This is a genomic window from Peristeroidobacter soli (assembly GCF_004138485.1).
Taxonomy (GTDB): Bacteria; Pseudomonadota; Gammaproteobacteria; order Steroidobacterales; family Steroidobacteraceae; genus Steroidobacter; species Steroidobacter soli.
In genome coordinates this window covers 354,945-373,078 of the sequence record NZ_RYEV01000009.1, presented here as the reverse complement: position 1 = coordinate 373,078, position 18,134 = coordinate 354,945, and the positions used below count along the sequence as shown (strand labels likewise).

General features: G+C 63.1%; 18 protein-coding genes. 13 read left to right on the top strand and 5 right to left on the bottom strand.

Translation table 11 applies throughout. The features are described from left to right. The first annotated feature begins 37 nt into the window (after positions 1-37). The 7 genes from EKO19_RS34580 to EKO19_RS34550 all read left to right on the top strand — a co-directional run bounded on the left by EKO19_RS34580 (position 38) and on the right by EKO19_RS34550 (position 4,997). Positions 38-490, top strand: a complete 453-nt coding sequence (locus EKO19_RS34580) for a CBS domain-containing protein (protein ID WP_129781986.1) — start codon at positions 38-40, stop codon at positions 488-490. 1 nt (position 491) lies between these two features. Beyond that, entirely contained in the window at positions 492-1,061 is a 570-nt protein-coding gene (gene pduL / locus EKO19_RS34575) for a phosphate propanoyltransferase (RefSeq protein WP_217705789.1), read from the top strand. A 22-nt stretch (positions 1,062-1,083) separates the two neighbouring features. After that, a complete protein-coding gene (locus EKO19_RS34570) occupies positions 1,084-2,058 on the top strand; it encodes a universal stress protein (protein ID WP_175597301.1) in 975 nt (324 codons plus the stop codon). Positions 2,059-2,182: 124 nt separating this feature from the next. Further along, positions 2,183-2,620, top strand: a complete 438-nt coding sequence (locus EKO19_RS34565; protein WP_129781983.1) for an Hsp20/alpha crystallin family protein — start codon at positions 2,183-2,185, stop codon at positions 2,618-2,620. A gap of 18 nt (positions 2,621-2,638) precedes the next feature. Beyond that, positions 2,639-2,923 (top strand): DUF2934 domain-containing protein, encoded by a 285-nt coding sequence (locus EKO19_RS34560; RefSeq protein ID WP_129781982.1) that lies wholly within the window; start codon positions 2,639-2,641, stop codon positions 2,921-2,923. A 29-nt stretch (positions 2,924-2,952) separates the two neighbouring features. Then, positions 2,953-3,891 (top strand): universal stress protein, encoded by a 939-nt coding sequence (locus EKO19_RS34555; protein WP_129781981.1) that lies wholly within the window; start codon positions 2,953-2,955, stop codon positions 3,889-3,891. 74 nt (positions 3,892-3,965) lie between these two features. Then, positions 3,966-4,997 carry a hypothetical protein gene (locus tag EKO19_RS34550; protein ID WP_129781980.1) on the top strand — a complete coding sequence of 344 codons (1,032 nt, stop codon included), beginning with the start codon at positions 3,966-3,968 and terminating at the stop codon, positions 4,995-4,997. On the opposite strand, the gene EKO19_RS34545 is transcribed toward EKO19_RS34550, so the two are convergent. From EKO19_RS34545 to EKO19_RS34535, 3 genes are all read right to left on the bottom strand, one after another. Continuing rightward, the gene (locus EKO19_RS34545; protein ID WP_129781979.1) at positions 4,994-6,556 is read right to left on the bottom strand and encodes an ATP-binding protein; all 1,563 of its coding nucleotides are present in this window, start codon (positions 6,554-6,556) and stop codon (positions 4,994-4,996) included. The two genes, EKO19_RS34550 and EKO19_RS34545, sit on opposite strands and share 4 nt — an antisense overlap. A gap of 205 nt (positions 6,557-6,761) precedes the next feature. Then, positions 6,762-7,376 carry an OmpW/AlkL family protein gene (locus EKO19_RS34540; protein WP_157995577.1) on the bottom strand — a complete coding sequence of 205 codons (615 nt, stop codon included), beginning with the start codon at positions 7,374-7,376 and terminating at the stop codon, positions 6,762-6,764. Further along, positions 7,373-8,320 carry a ribose-phosphate diphosphokinase gene (locus EKO19_RS34535; RefSeq protein ID WP_129781977.1) on the bottom strand — a complete coding sequence of 316 codons (948 nt, stop codon included), beginning with the start codon at positions 8,318-8,320 and terminating at the stop codon, positions 7,373-7,375. The genes EKO19_RS34540 and EKO19_RS34535 overlap by 4 nt, the downstream gene beginning before the upstream one ends. A 160-nt stretch (positions 8,321-8,480) precedes the next feature. Here EKO19_RS34535 and EKO19_RS34530 point away from each other — a divergent pair, with 160 nt between their 5' ends. The 6 genes from EKO19_RS34530 (at position 8,481) to EKO19_RS34505 (ending at position 16,744) form a co-directional block, all read left to right on the top strand. Further along, the gene (locus EKO19_RS34530; RefSeq protein ID WP_129781976.1) at positions 8,481-9,470 is read left to right on the top strand and encodes a sugar phosphate nucleotidyltransferase; all 990 of its coding nucleotides are present in this window, start codon (positions 8,481-8,483) and stop codon (positions 9,468-9,470) included. Positions 9,471-9,474: 4 nt separating this feature from the next. Beyond that, positions 9,475-13,005 (top strand): magnesium-translocating P-type ATPase, encoded by a 3,531-nt coding sequence (gene mgtA / locus EKO19_RS34525; protein WP_129781975.1) that lies wholly within the window; start codon positions 9,475-9,477, stop codon positions 13,003-13,005. Between the two features lie 135 nt (positions 13,006-13,140). Further along, positions 13,141-14,943, top strand: coding sequence for a CHASE3 domain-containing protein (locus EKO19_RS34520; RefSeq protein WP_175597300.1), 1,803 nt, complete (start codon positions 13,141-13,143; stop codon positions 14,941-14,943). 31 nt (positions 14,944-14,974) lie between these two features. Further along, entirely contained in the window at positions 14,975-15,445 is a 471-nt protein-coding gene (locus EKO19_RS34515; protein ID WP_129781973.1) for an OsmC family protein, read from the top strand. 221 nt (positions 15,446-15,666) lie between these two features. Next, the gene (locus EKO19_RS34510) at positions 15,667-16,215 is read left to right on the top strand and encodes a Dps family protein (protein ID WP_129781972.1); all 549 of its coding nucleotides are present in this window, start codon (positions 15,667-15,669) and stop codon (positions 16,213-16,215) included. 193 nt (positions 16,216-16,408) lie between these two features. Beyond that, positions 16,409-16,744 (top strand): hypothetical protein, encoded by a 336-nt coding sequence (locus tag EKO19_RS34505; protein WP_129781971.1) that lies wholly within the window; start codon positions 16,409-16,411, stop codon positions 16,742-16,744. Positions 16,745-16,795: 51 nt separating this feature from the next. On the opposite strand, the gene EKO19_RS34500 is transcribed toward EKO19_RS34505, so the two are convergent. Together EKO19_RS34500 and EKO19_RS34495 are read right to left on the bottom strand one after the other, a co-directional pair. After that, positions 16,796-17,572: an EAL domain-containing protein gene (locus EKO19_RS34500; RefSeq protein WP_217705788.1), complete on the bottom strand. Its 777-nt coding sequence runs from the start codon at positions 17,570-17,572 to the stop codon at positions 16,796-16,798. Next, positions 17,541-18,005 (bottom strand): BLUF domain-containing protein, encoded by a 465-nt coding sequence (locus EKO19_RS34495; RefSeq protein WP_129781970.1) that lies wholly within the window; start codon positions 18,003-18,005, stop codon positions 17,541-17,543. Before EKO19_RS34495 ends, EKO19_RS34500 begins: the two co-directional genes overlap by 32 nt. Positions 18,006-18,134 lie beyond the last annotated feature (129 nt).

Below are 18,134 nucleotides of genomic sequence, written 5' to 3'. Positions count from 1 at the left end.
GAAGTAGCCAAGAGCCCGCTGGCTCGTGGAGGATGTCATGAAAGTCGGTGAAGTTTGTCGACGTGGCGCCGTCTCCATTGCCAATACCGAAAGCATCTCATCCGCGGCACGATTGATGCGAGAGCATCATGTGGGATTTCTGATCGTGCATCGGCTTGGCGACGACACGCGTCGGCCCATAGGTGTCCTGACCGATCGCGATCTGGTTGTCGAAGTCATGGCGCAGCGGGTCGATCCAGACACGGTCACGGTCGATGACGTGATGAGCCGCGATCTGGTCGTCGCGAATGAGACTGAAGACCTGAGCGATGTGTTGCAAGCCATGCAGTTGGCAGGAGTCCGCCGCGTTCCCGTGGTGGATCTCCGCGGCGGGCTGGCGGGTGTCGTTGCGATGGATGACGCCTTCGATGTCATCACGACGTTCATGTGCGACATTACTGGCGCGGTCAAGCACGAGCAGCGTCAGGAACGACGCCAGCGAGCGGGTTGAGGTGAATATTCCGATCGCGGTTTCCGCGCGGCATGCGCATCTGAGTGCAGCGACGTTGCGTGCGCTGTTCGGCGATGGATTCGAACTGCACGTGCGTCACTGGCTGTCGCAGACCGGGCAGTTCTCAGCACAGGAAACAGTGAGTCTGGTTGGCCCGCGCGGGCGGATCGATCATGTGCGTCTGATGGGGCCGCCGCGAAATCGGGATCAGATCGAACTGTCGCGAAGTGACGAATGCACCCTGGGTATCGCCGCGCCGTTGCGTATCTCGGGAGACGTGGCGAACACGCCCGGGCTGCAAGTGATCGGTCCGGCGGGTTCGATCACGTTGCCGGGCGGCGTCATTACAGCGCGCCGTCACATTCATATGAACCCGGAGGAAGCCCGGCAGCTCGGCGTCCGCAACAGCCAGGTAGTGAGCGTGAAGATCGACAGCGAGGGACGCGATCTGATCTTCGGCGATGTCACGGTGCGTGTCGCGCCGGACTTCCGGCTCGAGCTGCATCTGGACACCGATGAGGCGAACGCAGCTGGCGTGGTCAACGGCAGCCATGCGCAGATCGTCGGGTAACTTGCGCGTGACAGGAGCAACCATGAGCAAACGAGCGTGGAAGACGCTGATGGTGGTCATCGCCGATCCCTTCGCGGAGGATCAGCCCGCATTGACCAAGGCCGTGGCCTTGTCACTTCGCACCGGTGCTCGGCTGGTGCTGTTCAATTCCTTCATGCTGCCACAGCCGGTCAACGATGTTCCCATGGGATCGCGATCGCAGATCATTGCCTCGGCGCTTCGGCAGCGGCGTGAGCGCATGGAAGCATTGGTCGACCTGACTCGGGCCCGCGACTCGAAATGCATCGCGACCTGGGACTATCCGGCGCATGAAGCCATCGTTCGTCAGGTTTTGAAAACCAGGCCCGACCTGTTGCTCACGGCGAGCCACAGGCACGGGCGGCTGGCCCGGTGGTTGCTGGCCAACACCGATTGGGAATTGATCCGTCAGTGCCCCTGTCCGGTGTGGTTCGTGCGATCGCCGGAGGTTGCTCCGCGGCCGACCATTCTCGTCGCGGTCGATCCCTTTCACGCGCACGACAAGCCGGCGGCACTCGATGAACGTCTGGTGCATACGGCCAGTGTCGTTGCCGGGCAGTTCGGCGGGCAGCTGAGTCTGGTTCATGCATGCCACGTCCCGGATTCCAGCCGGTCGGTTCGCTCACTGATCGTCGAACGGACCCGACAGGCGGTGCAGGATCTGGCGACCCGGCATGGCGTGGACGCCGACGCGTGCGAAGTGAAAGCCGGTGCGCCCGAAGACATCATTCCTGCGATCGAGCGCCGCGCCGGCGCAGATCTGTTGGTCATGGGGGCTGTATCTCGAAGCGTCGATACGCATCCCGTCGTCGGCAACACAGCGGAGCGCGTCATCGATCGGGTTGCTTGCGATCTGCTGGTGATCAAGCCAGGCAGTTTCAAGGTACCGAAGCTCGCGCCGAGCCCGCGGCTCGCGACTGGGCGGGGCGAGCTGTCCGCCAACAGGGGCAGGCGGGCGCCGGCGCACCACGCGGGGTGACAGGAGCGTCCGGGGGCGCAGAGATCCCGTAGCGCTTACGGCGTTCCCCGAATGGCGAGCGCGACGTGCCGCGCCAATTATTTCAGGCGCAGACCAGTGAACCTTACTTCATCGGAGATGCGACATGAACATTACCCGTTGGGAACCCTTCCGCGAAGTCGAAGATATGTTCCGGCAATATTCGCCGTTCTTCTCGCGCGCGATGCGCCGCTTCGAGGGGGATGAAAGCACGTGGCGCCCGGTCGCCGATATCAGCGAGACCGACGCCGAGTACGTCATCAAAGCCGAGCTGCCGGAAGTGAAGAAAGAGGACGTCAAAGTCACGTTCGAGCAGGGGCTGCTCACCATTTCCGGCGAGCGCCGCCAGGAAATGAAACAGAAGGGCGAGAACGAGATCCGTGTCGAGAGTTTCTACGGCACGTTCTCCCGCAGCTTCTCGCTGCCGGACAACATCGATGCCAAGAACATTCGCGCCGAGTCCAAGGACGGGGTGCTGAGGGTTCGGATCCCGAAGACGGCGCCGACCCAGCCGGAGCAGTCGATTGCCGTCGAGGTGAAATAAGCGACAGCAGGTGACGTCATGAGCTCGCAACCTAAACGCCTTCATCTCCCCAAGCCCGGAACGTCCGCGCCGAAAATCACGCCGCGACGTAAGCCTCGGGTCGATCACGCGGAAATCGTCCGCATGGCTGCGAGTGAAGCGGCCAGTCGCGCCGTTGAACGGCATCAAATGATCGCGACTGCTGCTTACTTCCGTGCGCAGGAGCGCGGCTTCGAGCCGGGTCATGAGTTGGAAGATTGGCTCGCGGCCGAAACGGAAGTGGTGCATGACCTGCAGGTCAGCGCCGCGATATCGGAAGCATAGCCTTCGCGCTTGCCTGAAGAGGAACGACCATGAATCCGATTCGAAACATCCTGGTCATCGTCGATCCGACCGCGAAACAGCAGCCGGCTGTTGCCAAAGGGGCTCTGCTCGCGGAAAAATTCGAGGCAAGGCTGGACTTGTTTATTTGCGATACGAAGGTCGCGCGAGAGCTGCGCTATGCGGAGCACATGCGGGAGTCGCCGCGAACGCCGTTTCAAGTCGACTTGCGGGAACAGCTCGAGTCGCTTGCGGCACCATTGCGAGATCGCGGCATCGATGTGACGACGGAGGTCGTCGCTGCCGATCCGCTGCACGTCGCGTTGCTCGAACGGGTCAAGCATACGTGCGCCGGGCTCGTGATCAAGGACACGCATCATCACACGGTTGCGCAGCGGACGTTCTTGACGAACACCGACTGGGAGCTGATTCGCGGCTGTCCGGTGCCACTGCTGCTGGTGAAGCCCACGCCGTGGTCGTCGAAGTATCGCATCGGTGCAGCGCTCGATCCCGGCCACCTGGATGACAAGCCGAGGTTGCTGGATCGTTCCATCCTGGAAGAAGCATCCCGCTTTGCGCAGGCGCTCGGCGGTGAGCTGCACGCCATCCATACCTACATTCCAGCTGCGATGATCGCGGCGGCGGCGGTCACCGTGCCGCCGCTGTTGATCGATATTCCCGCCGAGGCGCTGGAAGAGGAGCGCAAGCTGAAACTCAAGGAGCTCATCGCGCTGACCTCCGACTTGCGACTGCCGGGCGACAACATTCATCTGGAAACGGGGGGCGTCGACGAAGTGCTGTGCCGTCTCACGCGTGCCTACGGAATCGACATCATGGCGATGGGGGCCATCTCCCGCCGTCGTTTGAAACGCCTGATCGTCGGGAGTACAGCCGAGGCGGTGCTCGAGCAGTTGCCGTGCGACATGCTGGTCGTCAAGACGCCGGACTTCGCGGAGCTGGTCGTTTTATAACGTATGTTGGCCCATCCTCACGATGAGGGTCTCAAGCGGTTGATCGAGACCATTCACTGGCGTTGAGGCCGCGCATGGACGTGACAGGCGAGCGTAGCGGTTCGGTGAGCACATCGCGGAAGTTGCAAGCGCTGTGCTCGGTCGCGTCCTATCCAGCACCCGCGGCAGCGGTGGAGTTGATCGAAACGCATTTCGCCTGGGTGTTTCTGGTTGGCCAGTACGCGTACAAGATGAAGAAGCCGGCGGCGTACCCGCTGTTGGACCTGCGCTCGCTGGCGGATCGTCATCGCAACTGTCTGCAGGAAGTGCGTCTGAACCGGCGGCTCGCGCCCGATGTCTATCTGGACGCCGTGCCGCTGGTGCTCGATGAGCGAGGGCAGCTCAAGGTCTACGGCGAGGGCGACATCGTCGACTGGCTGGTCTGGATGAAGCGATTGCCTTCACGCCATATGCTGGAGCGCGCGATCGCCGACAAGGCGGTTGCGCCGGGCGCGCTGGCGGAGGTCGGAGCGCTGCTTGCCCGTTTCTACGAGCGGCAGCCCCGATATTTCCTGCCCGCGGACTATTATCTGGGCCGACTGGTCGAGCGGACGGCGATGGATGGCAAAGCATTGCGCGCGCCGGAGTTGCAGCTGGATCTGGCGGTGGTGAATGCGGCGGTCGCGGCTGTCGAGGAGGCGCTGGACTCGTTGCGGCCCGAGCTGGCAAAGCGCGCGATGGCCGGCAGAATCGTGGAATGTCACGGCGACCTGCGGCCGGAGCACATTTGTCTCGCGCCCGTTTGTATCATCGATTCGCTGGAATTCTCTCGCGAGCTGCGCGTGCTGGATCCGGCCGAGGAGCTCGCCTTTCTGCGGCTGGAATGCGAGTTGGCCGGTGCGACCGAAGTCGCCGGGCAGATCATCGCAGCCTGTCAAAGCCAGGCCGGCGATGCATGCTCGCGGCGCTTGCTGGATTTCTATCAGAGCTGTCGGGCGTTGGTGCGTGCGAAGATCCTGGCGTGGCACATTCTGGATCCAACGGTCGCCTCGCTCGCTCCCTGGGCCGACAAGGCACATGTCTACCTTGCGCTGGCCGAGCGGCATGCGAGGAGCGTCGCGAGCTAAGGTAAGCGCTCAGCAGGCCGGAGAGCGTCCGGCGTATGCAGCAGCTCGTCCATCAACGTGAGCAACTCCTCCGCGTCGATGGGTTTGCTGGCGAGCCGCAGCTGCCGGTCACCGGGCAGCTTGCGCATGGCGCTGGAGGTGTCGCCGGTCACCAGGATGGCCGGAATATTCCTGGCGAGCTGCTGGCGAACCCCGGAAATGACATTCAGCCCGGTCTGGTCTTCCTGCAGATGATAGTCGCTGATCAGCAAGTCGATGTCGGGATGTTCGCAACCTCGTTGCAGGGCTTCCTCCCGGTTACTGGCGGAAATGACCTGATACCCCTCCAGCTCCAGCAGCAGCCGGGTGGCCAGCAGCACGCTCGGCTCGTCCTCGGTGACCAGTATCTTGCCGCTCTGGGCGGGGCGCGCGAGGTGATTGCCAGAGGCGGATGCGTCCATGGGCCAGTCCGACTTCGATGTTTCGGCACGCGGCAACTCCAATGTGAATGCCGAGCCTTTGCCCGGCTCGGATTGGACGTGGATCCGCAGGCCGAGGAGCTTCGCGATTCGCTGCACGATCGCGAGCCCGAGCCCGTAGCCTTCGCGCGTCGTGTTCCTCGCCACGCCGACTTGGAAAAACTCATCGAAGATGTAAGCCAGTTGATCCGTGGGGATGCCCACGCCGGTGTCGCAGATCTCGATCCGCACGCCGCTCGCAATCGGCGTGGCTCGCAGAGTGACAGCTCCAGCACGCGTGTACTTGATGGCATTGGAGATCAGGTTGCGCAACAACTGTTCGAGCAGGGACTGATCGGTGTGGGTACACAGCTGCGTCGGCTCGACGACCAATGTCAGACCTTTGGAGCGCGCCGCCGGCGAGAATTCGGCGCTGAGCAGCTCGAACAACTGATGAATGGGAAAATCCGTGGGCTGCGGGCTGATCGCACCCGACTCCAGCTTGCTGATGTCGAGCAGCGCGCTCAGCAAGCGCTTCATCGAGTCGATCGCGTGTCCCTGCTGGGCCAGCACTTCGCGACCGTTGGGATGCATGTCCACGCGGCACAGTGTCCCGTGCAGCATCGCGAGCGCTTGCAACGGCTGGCGCAAATCGTGACTGGCCGTTGCTAGAAAACGACTCTTGCTCAGGTTGGCGCGATCGGCTTCTTCGCGAGCCTGGTCGGCGGCCTCGCGGGCGTTGATCAACTCCTGCTCCACGCGCTTGCGGTCGGAGACATCGCGGATTGCCGCCGCGGCCAGGCCGTCGCGCAGCGGGCTGAGGCTGATTTCCACGGGGAATTCGCTGCCATCGGCGCGACGGCCCAGCAGGTCGAGCCCCGCGCCCATGGGGCGCGTACGTGGATCCTCCGCGAAGTTGCGACGGTGATGAGCATGCTTTGGCCGCAGACGTTCCGGCAGCAGCATGTCGACACTGCGATCGACGATTTCGTCCCGCTCATAGCCGAAGACGTGAGTGACGCGCTGATTGGCGTACAGGATCCGTCCGGAGGCGTCTACGATGAGCATGGCGTCCGGAGCAAACTCGACCAAATCCGCGAGCAATTGCTGGTGAATCGTCATCCGCCCGTCCTCCGACGTCTGGCGACCGGAACAACCACGGGCGGCGGGGGTCGGTCCGCGAGCGCCGTTGCAAATAGTACATCCTCAGTCCGATGTATCAAGTGGCGCCATCGACGTTAGTCGTTTTGTAATGAAGCGGGCCATCCGTGGGGCGGGAACGTTTTGGTCTGGCGAGGCTGGCGTGGTCTCTCGCATGAGGTTCTCGCTAGCGAAGTCGTCGGCCCACGGACAGGCCGAACATGTAGGGATCGAGCTGGAGCGAGCCGTGGGAGGCGCCGTCGATCTTCATGGCGGAGTCGATATCCATCCAGCGCGCGTCGATGTTCACGAACCATTTCGAGCCGAGGTCCATGTCCAGACCGATGGCGGCAGCCAGACCGGTCGAATCGTCGAGCCGCAGCGTCTGACCGCCGAGGGAGCCCTTCGTCTGCTCGCCGCCGAGATACGCGTAGGAGAGGCCGGCACCGACGTAGGCGCGAAAGATGCCGCTGGCGTCGGTGATGTGATACTGCAATGTCGCACTCGATGGAACCATCGAGAAGCGCGCGACTCGTGTTCCGTCGGCGTCGTGAAGGTCGAAGCCGGCGGGAAATGCCGAGAACAGCTCGACCGCCCAATGTTTGGTGAACAGATACGTCGCGCCGGCGGACAGCCCGGCTGCATTGTCGACCGTGAACTGCGAGTGGTTGTCGGGCTGCGGGTCGACCGGATGCACGCCGATCCGTGCGATCCAGTGACGAGGCACCTGCTCATCGGCCTGAGCGGACGCGGCCAGCGTGGCGGCGATCAAGCATCCCAACAGCGCGAATCGTGTGTTCATGGAACCTCCTGGAGCTCCGCGATGGTTCGGGCCAACAGCGGAGCTATGGAACAAATGCGCAGCCCCTTGCTCAGCCATGGCGTGAACTCGGGACGCAGCGAGACCGAGTCAGTCACCAGAATCTGGTCGGCAACGTGCGATTCGAACAATCGCAGGGCGGCCGGGATGAACGCGGCGTGGGCCGCTGCAACGAGCACCGACCGGGCGCCGGCACGTCGAGCCGCCTGGGCCGCTCGCAGAATGGTGGAGCCGCTCGCGATCAGGTCGTCATAGATGACCACCGCTCGTCCGTCGAGATCGCCGACCACCGTTTCACCCGACAGCACGCCCTTCGCACGTCGTTTCTCCATGAATGCGAGATCGATCTCGCGTGACAGCGTGCCAGCCAGACATTCCCCGAGCCGCTGCGCGCGTTTGACGCCGCCGATGTCGGGCGACATCACGATGACCGGCTGATCCCGGACTTCCCTGGCGATCTCGGGAGCAAATGAGTCGACGGCGTCGAGACGCACGGCAGGGTGGCGAAACGCGTTGTCGAACGCCGCCTCATTGTGAATTTCCAAGGTGACAGTCCGATCGATCCCCGCGGCTTCCATCATCGCGGCCACATAGCGTGTGGTCACGGGATCGCGCGGCTGCGTGCGCCGATCCTTGCGCGCATACGCAAGGTACGGAGTCACGGCGGTCACGCGTTCAGCGCCGGCGTCCTTCAGAGCACCGGCGAAGAACAATAGACGACACAGCTTGTCGTTCGCCGAGGCAGCGGCATCGCCGTGCAAGCTGTGCACGACGAAGACGTCCTCACTACGTACGTCGATCATCGATCGCATCTTGTGCTCGCCGCCGTCGAATTCGCGCTCCTCACTGGGGGACAAGCAGACGCCAAGTGCATCCGCGACGCGAGTGGCGAGCTCCAAAGATGCCTTGGGGGCGAACAGCAGCATGGAAGCACTCTGCGCCGACCCGGTCCTGGTAACCAGCGGCGAACCCACGCACCGACTCCGGTGTACTACGTAACGTCCCAGGGCCGTTCACGGCTGTCGACGGGCGCGGGAGCTGACAGTCTCGCGGTATCCACCACAGCGACCCCAGGGGGAACCCTCGATGTCATCACAGCGCTGGGAAACTCATTGGGATGCCGGGCACAACTGGGCATTGATTCTGGCGGGCGGCGAGGGCACGCGCTTGCAATCGCTGACCCGAATGGCATCGGGGATCGCGGTCCCCAAACAGTTCTGTTCGCTGGGCCACAGCGGCTCGTTGTTGCACGATGCCGTGACCCGTTCGAGTCTGGTGACGTCGCCTGAACAGACGGCGATCGTCGTGTCGGAGCATCACCGGCGCTGGTGGCAGCACCTCGATCTGAGAATTCCCGGGCGCAATTTGATCAGTCAACCCGGCAACCGCGGCACGGCGCAGGGAATTCTCTTGCCATTGTTACGGATCCTGCATCGGGATCCTGCCGCCAGCCTCCTGGTGTTACCTTCGGATCACTATGTGAGCAACGAGCTGGTGTTGGCCGCGAGCTTGCGCCAGGCGATGGGCGAAGTCACTCGCACCCCCGACAGCATATTGCTGCTGGGCATGACCGCTGAAGAGGCGGATCCGGAGCTCGGTTACATCGTTGCCGACTGGAACGGCGACGTGGGCGCAGTCCGCGACTTTGTCGAGAAGCCCGATGTCACAACCGCTCGTGCCCTGATTGCGCGAGGCGGTGTATGGAATTCATTCATCTTCGCGGCCAACGGCCAGGCCCTGTTGCGACGTTTCGAGCAGACCTGTCCGGATCTGGTCGGGGAGATGCGCCATATCGTGACCCGCGCGCCCGCATCGACACAGATGCAGCGACTCAGCGAGCTGTACGCGCGCTCACCGACGATCGATTTCTCACGGGATATCCTCCAACGCAGTCCCGATTCGCTACGCGTGCTCAAAGTGCCCGCCTGCGGGTGGAGCGACCTCGGCACGCCGCGTCGGGTGATTGAGACCGTGCGCAAGATCAAAGCGCAGGCAACCGAGTTCGCTTCACACGCCGATCCTTCGGCCTTCTTGAATCTCGCCGGCCGAATGCCAGCGATGTACGCCACCGGTTGAAGTCATGGCCGATGCGGCAGCCGGGACTGGATCGAGTCGCTGGCTGACCTGGGGCCTGGGGATCGCGCTGGTGGTTGGCGTGAGCGTGGCGGCGCTGCATTTCTCCGAGACCGAAGAGATCGCACGCATCGCTACGCAGGCGCGTCCATCCTGGTTGATCGTGGCGGTGCTGTTGCAGCTGGCGACCTACGTCGCGCAAGGGCAGATCTGGAGAGTCGTTGCCAGGCCGGCGGCATTTCCGCTGTCGGTGAGGACGGCCTTCAGGCTGAGCCTGGCCAAACTGTTCATCGACCAGGCGCTGCCGTCCGCCGGGATCAGCGGCACGGCGGCGGTGTCGAAATATTTCGAACAGCGAGGCATGGCGAGGCCGTCGGTCATGGCCATCGTCGTCATCAGCCTCGTATCGTACTTCGCAATGTATGCCGTCTTGTTGCTGACGGCACTCATGCTGCTGCCGATGCCGGTGGCTGTCCGGGGCGTCGTGACGGCCGCAGCCCTCGCGTTCCTTGCGGGCTGCGCGGCGATGGTGTTCGTGCTGTTCAAGTTTGCCGGCACGAGCGGACATTTCACGAACGCACTTTCACGCACGCGACTGTTGCGACCCATCGTTCAATCCCTCGCCGAGTCCGACCCGCAGCTGGCGCGCAATCGGCGGGTGTTGCTGGAGTCGGGCGCGTATCAAGCGGCGATCGTGTTGCTGGATGCGGCGACTGTCTGGGCGTTGATCGCCGCGCTGGGTCATACGTCGTCGGTCATCGCGGTGTTCGCGAGCTTCATGGTCTCGAACCTGTTTCGAACGCTCGGCGTCCTGCCCGGCGGTCTGGGCACATTCGAGACGAGTTCGGTGCTCACTTTGCAGCTCATCGGTGTGCCGTTGCCGGTGGCGCTCTCCGCGACGCTGCTGTTTCGCGGACTGAGCTTTTGGCTGCCCATGGTGCCAGGGATATATCTGGCACGACGGATGTTCGCTCCGGAAGCGCCTGCGTCTCGCATCGCGCTGCGCGAGTGCTGGAACCAGCCGGTGGATCAGGTCTGCAAGCAACTGGGTACCGGCGCATCAGGACTGTCGTCCGATGAAGCGGAGCGACGCCTTCGCCAATACGGCCGGAACGAGCTGCGCGCGTCACGAACGATGTCGCGGCTGGATATTCTGCTGAGACAGTTTGCCAGCCCTCTGCTGTTGCTGTTGTTATTCGCGGCGATCATCGCCGCCGCGACCGGTGAGCTGACGGATGCTCTGATCGTGAGCGTCATCCTCGGCGCCAGTGCGCTCATAGGCTACCGGCGTGAATATTCCGCCCACACCGCGGCGGCGGCGCTCAATGCGCGCATCAAGACGCGGACCAAAGCGCTTCGCGACGGGCAGGAACAGTGGTTGCCGATCGACGAAGTCGTACCTGGCGATGTGATGCTGCTTGCCGCCGGCAGCCTGGTACCGGCGGATGCGCAGGTCATCGAGGCCGCCGATTGTTTCGTCAGCGAATCGGCGCTGACCGGCGAGAGCTTTCCGGTGGAGAAGGGGCCGGGCGTGTTGCCGGCGGACACGCCTCTGAGCAAACGCTCGAACAGCGTGTATCTGGGCACGAATGTTCGCAGCGGCACCCTGCGTTGCGTGGTGGTGGCGACCGGCGGCGGCACTCAGTTCGGTGCCATCGCGAAACATCTCCAGCGGCGCGCGCCTCAGACCGAATTCGATCGCGGCGTGATGCGGTTTGGCTACTTGCTCACCGTCGCCATGCTGGTGATGGTGTTGGTGGTGTTCGTCGCGCATATGCTTGCCGGCCGACCGGTGGTGGAAACGTTGCTGTTCGCCGTTGCCCTGGCCGTGGGACTCAGCCCGGAGTTGCTACCGGCGATCCTGAGCGTGAATCTCGCCCGCGGCGCGCAGATGCTCGCGAGCCGGGGTGTGCTGGTGCGGCATCTCAATGCCATCGAGAATCTCGGCAGCATGGATGTGCTGTGTACGGACAAGACTGGCACTCTGACCGAGGGCGTCATCAGTCTCGAAGGCGGTTATGACGCGCACGGAGCGAAGGCTCAGGCCGTCATCGAGCTGGGTGCGATCAACGCGGCGCTGGAAACAGGTCTGGCCAGCCCGCTGGACGATGCCATCATGAACGCTTGCGGTCCGGATCTGGGAAAATTCAGCAAGCTTGCCGAGATTCCCTTCGACTTCGTGCGCCGTCGCGTCAGCGTGATCGTCGAGCGTGGCGGCGAGGTGCTGCTGGTTACCAAGGGCGCGTTCCATGAAGTCCTGGATGCTTGCGCCTGTCTCGCCGACGGCTCGGCGCTGGATCGGCAAGCGCGTGCCGCGTTGGAAGAACGCTATGGCGAGTGGGGAAGGGGCGGCATCAGAGTGCTCGCCGTCGCCACCAAGCGGCTCGAGCGGCGCGAGAAGTACGGTCGTGATTGCGAGCAGGAGCTGCGGTTCGCCGGCTTTCTCACTTTCCTCGATCGTCCCAAGGAAGGCGCCTCGCAAGCCATCGACGGTCTGCGCCGGCTCGGCATCACGATCAAGCTCATCACCGGCGATGCAAAATTGATCGCGGAGCATGTCGCCGGACTGGTCGGCTTGAGCACCGCGCACGTGTTGACAGGGAGTCAGATCGAACAGCTCGACGATGCGGCGCTATGGCGCGAGGCGCCGCGCACCGATCTGTTCGTCGAGCTCGATCCGAATCAGAAGGAGCGGATCATACGCGCGCTCAAGCGAGCGGGGCGCGTCGTCGGCTTTTTGGGCGACGGCATCAACGACGCGCCGGCGATGCATGCCGCCGATACCAGTCTCTCGGTCGAGCAGGCCGTCGACGTGGCGCGCGAGGCCGCCGACTTCGTCTTGCTCGAACGCGATCTGGACGTGATCCGTCGCGGCGTGGAAGAGGGGCGCAGGACCTTCGCCAATACGCTCAAGTATGTGCTGACCACGACCAGCGCGAATCTGGGCAACATGGTCAGCATGGCGCTCGCCTCGCTGTTCCTGCCGTTCCTGCCGCTCACCGCGAGCCAGATTCTGCTCAACAATTTCCTGTCGGATATTCCCGCGGTGGGCATGGCCGGCGACAACGTCGACCGCGAGATGATCGAGCGGCCGAGACGCTGGGACATGCGGTTCATCGCCCGCTTCATGATCGAGTTCGGATTGCTGAGCTCGCTGTTCGATCTGCTGTGTTTCGGCGCGCTGCTGTGGATCTTCCACGCCTCGCCGGAGGTGTTCCAAACGGCGTGGTTCGTCGAGTCGCTGCTCACGGAGTTGGCGATTGCGCTGGTGGTCCGTACGCGCCGTCCGTTCTTCAAGAGCAGGCCGGGTACGGTGTTGCTGGTCTCCACGCTGATCCTGGCCGTGCTGACACCGATCATTCCCTATCTGCCTGCCGTCGGTGCGCTCGGCTTCGTGCCGATCCCGCTCACAGTGGTCGGCACACTGGTCATCATCACCCTCGCGTACGTCGCTGCCGCGGAACTCACCAAGTACTGGTTCTATAGAGGAGCATCTGGCAGTCGGTCAGTACCGACGCGCGCACCCGAAGGCGACTAGGCGGGTCTCCTTAATTCAATTCTCGAGGGCATTGCTAGGCTGTGGTTCGACCCCGGAGCGACGGCCAAGGAAGACCTCGCCGTTGCAGCGGATGCGCGTTGTTATTGGAGATGTTGGCAAGTTGGCGTGAACGACATGCGTGTGGGCTCCGCTTCATTGGCCGGTTTCGGCCGCAAAAACGCCGCCAGCGTCGTCGCCAGCGTCGTGTTGCTCGCGGTGGTTCTTTGGATGGCGCAGCTGAGCGTGCATGAGGTGCGCGCCACTTCGGATCTGTCCGATCACACTCAGGATGTGCGCCTGGCCCTGGCCGCGTTGAGCCAGTCGCTGCTCAAAATGGAAACGGGACAGCGGGGCTTTCTGCTGACCGGACAGGATGCCTATCTCGAACCCTACAACGCCGGCGCCGCGAGCCTGGACGGTCAGTTGCGGGAGCTGCAACAGCTGATCTCCGACAACGATCAACAAGCGCGGCGCCTCAGAGACCTGCAGCCGCTGGTCGCCGAACGACGCGCGCAACTCGATCGTGGCCTGGAACTGCGGCACGACGACGGCATCGATGCCGCCATCGGCTTCATTCAGCGTGGGCACGGTATCGCAACGATGAACGATGTATTCAGCACCCTTGCAACGCTGTCGGCGGAAGAGGAGCGATTGCTCATCGAGCGCAAGCAGCAGGAGCAGGCCAGCCTGCAGCGCAATTTCTATCTGATCGTGACCCTTTTCATCCTGGCCGTACTGCTGCTGTTGATGATGCTGTTCCGGGTTCAACGAGAGATGGCCGCTCGCGCCGAGGCGGTGCGCGAGCTCGACGAGGTGAACGCCACGCTCGCGGAGTCGACGGCCGGCAAGACCCGTTTTCTGTCCGCCGCCAGTCACGATCTGCGTCAGCCATTGCATTCGCTCTCCCTCTTGAACGCCGCATTGAGCGGCCAACTGCTCAGCGCGCCGGCGCAGGCAATCGTCGCCGCGCAGAAAGACTCAGTGGATGCCATGTCCTGTCTGGTCAACCGGCTCTTGAACATCAGCATGATCGAGTCGGGGGTCATTCAGACTCATGTGGAGGATGTGTCGCTGGAGGGCTTGTTGACATCGTTGCAAGTCGAGTTCTCACCGCAGGCTCGGGCCAGGCAGTTGCAGCTCGAGGTGCAGCCCTCCAGCGAAGCGGTGCGCACAGATCCGACGCTGCTTCGTGAGATCGTGCAGAACCTGGTCGCCAATGCGATACGGTACACGGCCCGGGGGCACGTCTGCGTGCGAGCGCGCCGTGACGGCGAGGTCGTCACGCTGGAGGTGTCGGACACCGGACGCGGCATTCCGGAGGATCAGCTCGAGCGCATCTTCGAGGAGTTCCATCAGATTCGCGTCGGCAACCAGGAGCCGCGCGAGGGCTTCGGTCTGGGCTTGTCGATCGTGAACCGATTGACCAGGCTGCTGGATATTCCCATCGGCGTCAGCTCGCGACTCGGCAAGGGGACGACCTTTACGCTGAAACTCGAGGCGGCGGTCGCGAGCCTGCAGACGGTCAAGCCGCCCGTGTGGAGCGCGCCGGGCATTGCTCGCGCCGGGCGCATCTTGCTGGTGGATGATGAGGTTGCCGTGCGTAACGCGACGGCGCTGTTTCTCACGATGGATGGACACGAAGTGAAGTCCGCCGGCTCGCCCGAGGAGGCGCTCAGCATCGTGCGCCAATGGGATCAATCCCCGGATGTGATCGTCAGCGATTTTCAGCTCAATGCGACGGTCAATGGCGCGGAGCTGATCGAAGAGCTGCGTGAACTGCGTCATCGCGAGATTCCCGCGATAGTGCTGAGCGGCGACACGATGAAGGTGACACCGCGATGCGCCTCGATTGCCGCCTGTCGCGTCTTTCACAAGCCAGTGGATGCGGAAGAACTGTCGACGCACATCCGGAAAGTGTTGGATGGTGCGGCGGCGTGAACACAGAAGGCCACACAACGGTAGTTGAATCATGCAAGCATTTCCTCATCTCTATTCGGTCGCGGCGGCTGCGAGTGCCGCAGGTAACGTGTCCGTGTCGGCCGCCGGTCTGGAGCAGTTGGCAGTGGCGCCTCCGGCGCAGTTCGATGGTCCAGGTGACCGGTGGTCGCCGGAGTCGCTGCTCGCGGCCGCGGTCGCCAGCTGTTTCATTCTGACGTTTCGTGCCATTGCGCGGGCGTCTCAGTTGCAGTGGTCGCAACTGGATTGCAATGTGGAGGCGACGCTCGAGCGGCGGGAGGGCGTCACGCAGTTCACTCGCGTCGTCACTCACGCGACGCTCACGGTGTCCGCGGACGCATCCACTGTGCTTTGCGAGCGGGCACTCAATAAAGCAGAAGAGGGCTGCCTGGTTGCCAACTCGCTGCGCGCCGAACGCCACCTGCAGATGGAGATCGTCAAGGCGTTCGAGGACGAGCGCGATACCGGGCGGGCGATGGGCTGAATTTCGTGCCCGGCGAGCAACAGGCGATCCGGTCCTGTATTTCGCACGCGAGTGACGGCGCAGGCCAGGAGGAAATTTCCTCAATGGCTACGCACCGTCCGCCGGAGGGTCGAGCTGATGCCGACCTGCAGGGAGTACCGAGGCGTTACGCGGCTTCCTCAATGTCCACGGACCAGCGATCGCAGTTCAATGAACGGGTAGTCAATACTGGAGTCAAGCTCATGGCCAAGAACGACGCTGTCAAGAACGATTCCGCCATCCATCGGCGCCAGGCACCGATGGCCACGCCGACCGATCTGCAACCCGAGGCGACGCGCGATATCTCAGCCGCGATGAACGCGGTGCTGGCCGATGCGTTCGCGTTGTATATGAAGACCAAGAACTTTCATTGGCACGTGAGCGGTCCACATTTCCGGGATTATCACTTGATGTTCGACGAGCAGGCGAGCCAGATCTTCGCCATGACCGACGTCATCGCCGAGCGCATTCGCAAGATCGGCGGGCCGACGTTGCGTTCGATCGGCCACATCGCGCGTTTGCAACGTGTGAGCGACAACGATGCGGATTACGTCGACGCGGCCGACATGCTGGCGGAGCTGCGCGAAGACAATAAAGCCATGGTCGGCCGCCTGCGTGAAGTTCACGATCTGTGCGGCGACTATCGCGATTTCGCCACGACCAGCCTCATCGAGACCTGGATCGACGAAACCGAGCGGCGCACGTGGTCGTTGTATGAAGCGGGACGGCGGGGCGATCGCAGCGGTCATTAGAACAGTGAATCACGCGCAGCTTGCCTCGCATGATCTGCCGACCCCATGACGCTCGATCGCATGCTTCGCCCAATTGGGATAGGCGGCAGCTGAAGATCGGCGAGCGAACCGGTTGCGCGCCTGGAACCGGTACGTAGCCGCGGCGTTGATCATTGCGGCCTGCGGATTTGCGCTGGCTGGGAAGGAGAGGGTGATGGCGAAGCGTAAAGTGCTCGATTCAGGCCCGTTGTCGGAGCATGAAATAGCGGCCGGACCCGAAAGGCTGTCCATCGGTCCGAGCGACAGCTCCGACGCCGGGTCGGATCTTGCCGGTCTGGATGGAATGGGCGATTCGGACAGAGCCGGCACGGGCGAGCGCCTGAGTGCGGAAGTCGACGCCGACCCAGGCGTCGTCGACCGCGATATCGGCGTCGATCGAATCGTCAATTCGGAGGAGGCCGGCTTGGGCGGCGGTCTCGATCAGGCCGAGGAGGCCATCCTCGGCATCACCGACGAGGAGATCGCGGAGTTGTCCCGACGCGGGCGCTAGCGCCGCTGTATCTCCCAGGACCACCACGAACGGCTCATGGCGCGCGACTCATCACCGATCCCGCGCCATGACTTCTGTTCCGCCGAGCCGCTCGGGGAATGCCGGCAATTCGAGCGCCTCGAAGCAGGGGCGGGCGAGCAGATAGCCTTGCATCAGCCGAACGCCGACCCGTCGGAACCAGTGATATTCTCCTAACGTCTCCACGCCCTCCGCGATCACTTCGATGCCGAGATCGTCGCAGACCTGCAATACGCCCTTTGCGATGGCTTGGCGGGGGCCGGCGCGATCGATATCCCGCACCAGGTGCATGTCGAGCTTGACCAGATCGGGTTGGAAGTCGGCCAACAGATTCAAGCCCGCGTAGCCGGCGCCGAAGTCGTCGATGGCCAGTTGCAATCCATGCACGCGGTAGCGGTTGAGCAGATCGATGAACTCACCCGGTCGCTCGATGGCTTCGCTTTCTGTGACTTCGATGAGCAGCTGATCGAGCGCCAGGCCGGACTCCTGCGCTCGCCCGAGCAGCTCATCGAGGCTGCCGGGGCAGGCGTGCAACGAACCCGGCAGCAGATTGAGCGAGATCCTGGCGCTCAATCCCAGCCGACTTGCAAGATTCACCGCCGCGATTCTCGCATGGTGATCGAACTCAGCGAGCTGTCCCGAGGACACAGTCGAGAAGACATGCTGTGCCGATTCACCGCGTGGGCCGCGCACCAGCGCCTCGTAGGCAAACACAGTGCGCGACTCGATGTCGGCAATCGGCTGGAATGCGAAGCTGATTGACGATGAGACCACGTCGTTACGCGACGCGCGCGCGAGCGACGTGTACACCCGTCTGATCCGCGCGCCATCTTCCAGAGGCAAATGCGAAGAGAAGTTTCTTCGCGCGACCGGGATTGATCCGCTCCAGGCAAGAGGCCGTGGCGAAAAAGTCGTTCACGCCGAGGAGCCGGGAGGCTTGACCGCGATCGAGCGATTCGAATCCCATGGTCCAGTCTTCGAAAGCGCGATGGGCGATCGGCTCGCGGATGATTTGAGTCACGCGCGCGTGACGACGGTCTGCACTGATCGCGGTGTAGATCGAATCGACTGAGCCGGCGTCGCCTTCGAGGACCTGGAATATGCTGCCTTCTATGTAAAGCAGCATGCCGGTGATGCCCAGCCGGGCATTCTTGGCGCGCGCGTGTTCGAGCAGGGACGGGATGTCCGCAACCTCGAACGAGCGGGTTGCGCTACTCGCATAGATGCAATGAATGAGACTCATGGTCGAAGGTGGGGATGAACCGGTGGTGCCAATCTAATGCACCCGCCCCCTCCGGCGACATGCGGATCATCGTCATTCGTGACGCAGGTCCGGCGCGGTTGAATCATCACCCGAGCGCGTACCTGCCTG

Excerpts from the sequence above, each read along its gene's own strand:
- EKO19_RS34580 (WP_129781986.1), top strand. The coding sequence starts at position 38 with ATGAAAGTCGGTGAAGTTTGTCGACGTGGCGCCGTCTCCATTGCCAAT.
- EKO19_RS34570 (WP_175597301.1), top strand. The coding sequence starts at position 1,084 with ATGAGCAAACGAGCGTGGAAGACGCTGATGGTGGTCATCGCCGATCCC.
- EKO19_RS34565 (WP_129781983.1), top strand. The coding sequence starts at position 2,183 with ATGAACATTACCCGTTGGGAACCCTTCCGCGAAGTCGAAGATATGTTC.
- EKO19_RS34560 (WP_129781982.1), top strand. The coding sequence starts at position 2,639 with ATGAGCTCGCAACCTAAACGCCTTCATCTCCCCAAGCCCGGAACGTCC.
- EKO19_RS34555 (WP_129781981.1), top strand. The coding sequence starts at position 2,953 with ATGAATCCGATTCGAAACATCCTGGTCATCGTCGATCCGACCGCGAAA.
- EKO19_RS34550 (WP_129781980.1), top strand. The coding sequence starts at position 3,966 with ATGGACGTGACAGGCGAGCGTAGCGGTTCGGTGAGCACATCGCGGAAG.
- EKO19_RS34545 (WP_129781979.1), bottom strand. The coding sequence starts at position 6,556 with ATGACGATTCACCAGCAATTGCTCGCGGATTTGGTCGAGTTTGCTCCG.
- EKO19_RS34540 (WP_157995577.1), bottom strand. The coding sequence starts at position 7,376 with ATGAACACACGATTCGCGCTGTTGGGATGCTTGATCGCCGCCACGCTG.
- EKO19_RS34535 (WP_129781977.1), bottom strand. The coding sequence starts at position 8,320 with ATGCTGCTGTTCGCCCCCAAGGCATCTTTGGAGCTCGCCACTCGCGTC.
- EKO19_RS34530 (WP_129781976.1), top strand. The coding sequence starts at position 8,481 with ATGTCATCACAGCGCTGGGAAACTCATTGGGATGCCGGGCACAACTGG.
- mgtA (WP_129781975.1), top strand. The coding sequence starts at position 9,475 with ATGGCCGATGCGGCAGCCGGGACTGGATCGAGTCGCTGGCTGACCTGG.
- EKO19_RS34520 (WP_175597300.1), top strand. The coding sequence starts at position 13,141 with ATGCGTGTGGGCTCCGCTTCATTGGCCGGTTTCGGCCGCAAAAACGCC.
- EKO19_RS34515 (WP_129781973.1), top strand. The coding sequence starts at position 14,975 with ATGCAAGCATTTCCTCATCTCTATTCGGTCGCGGCGGCTGCGAGTGCC.
- EKO19_RS34510 (WP_129781972.1), top strand. The coding sequence starts at position 15,667 with ATGGCCAAGAACGACGCTGTCAAGAACGATTCCGCCATCCATCGGCGC.
- EKO19_RS34505 (WP_129781971.1), top strand. The coding sequence starts at position 16,409 with ATGGCGAAGCGTAAAGTGCTCGATTCAGGCCCGTTGTCGGAGCATGAA.
- EKO19_RS34495 (WP_129781970.1), bottom strand. The coding sequence starts at position 18,005 with ATGAGTCTCATTCATTGCATCTATGCGAGTAGCGCAACCCGCTCGTTC.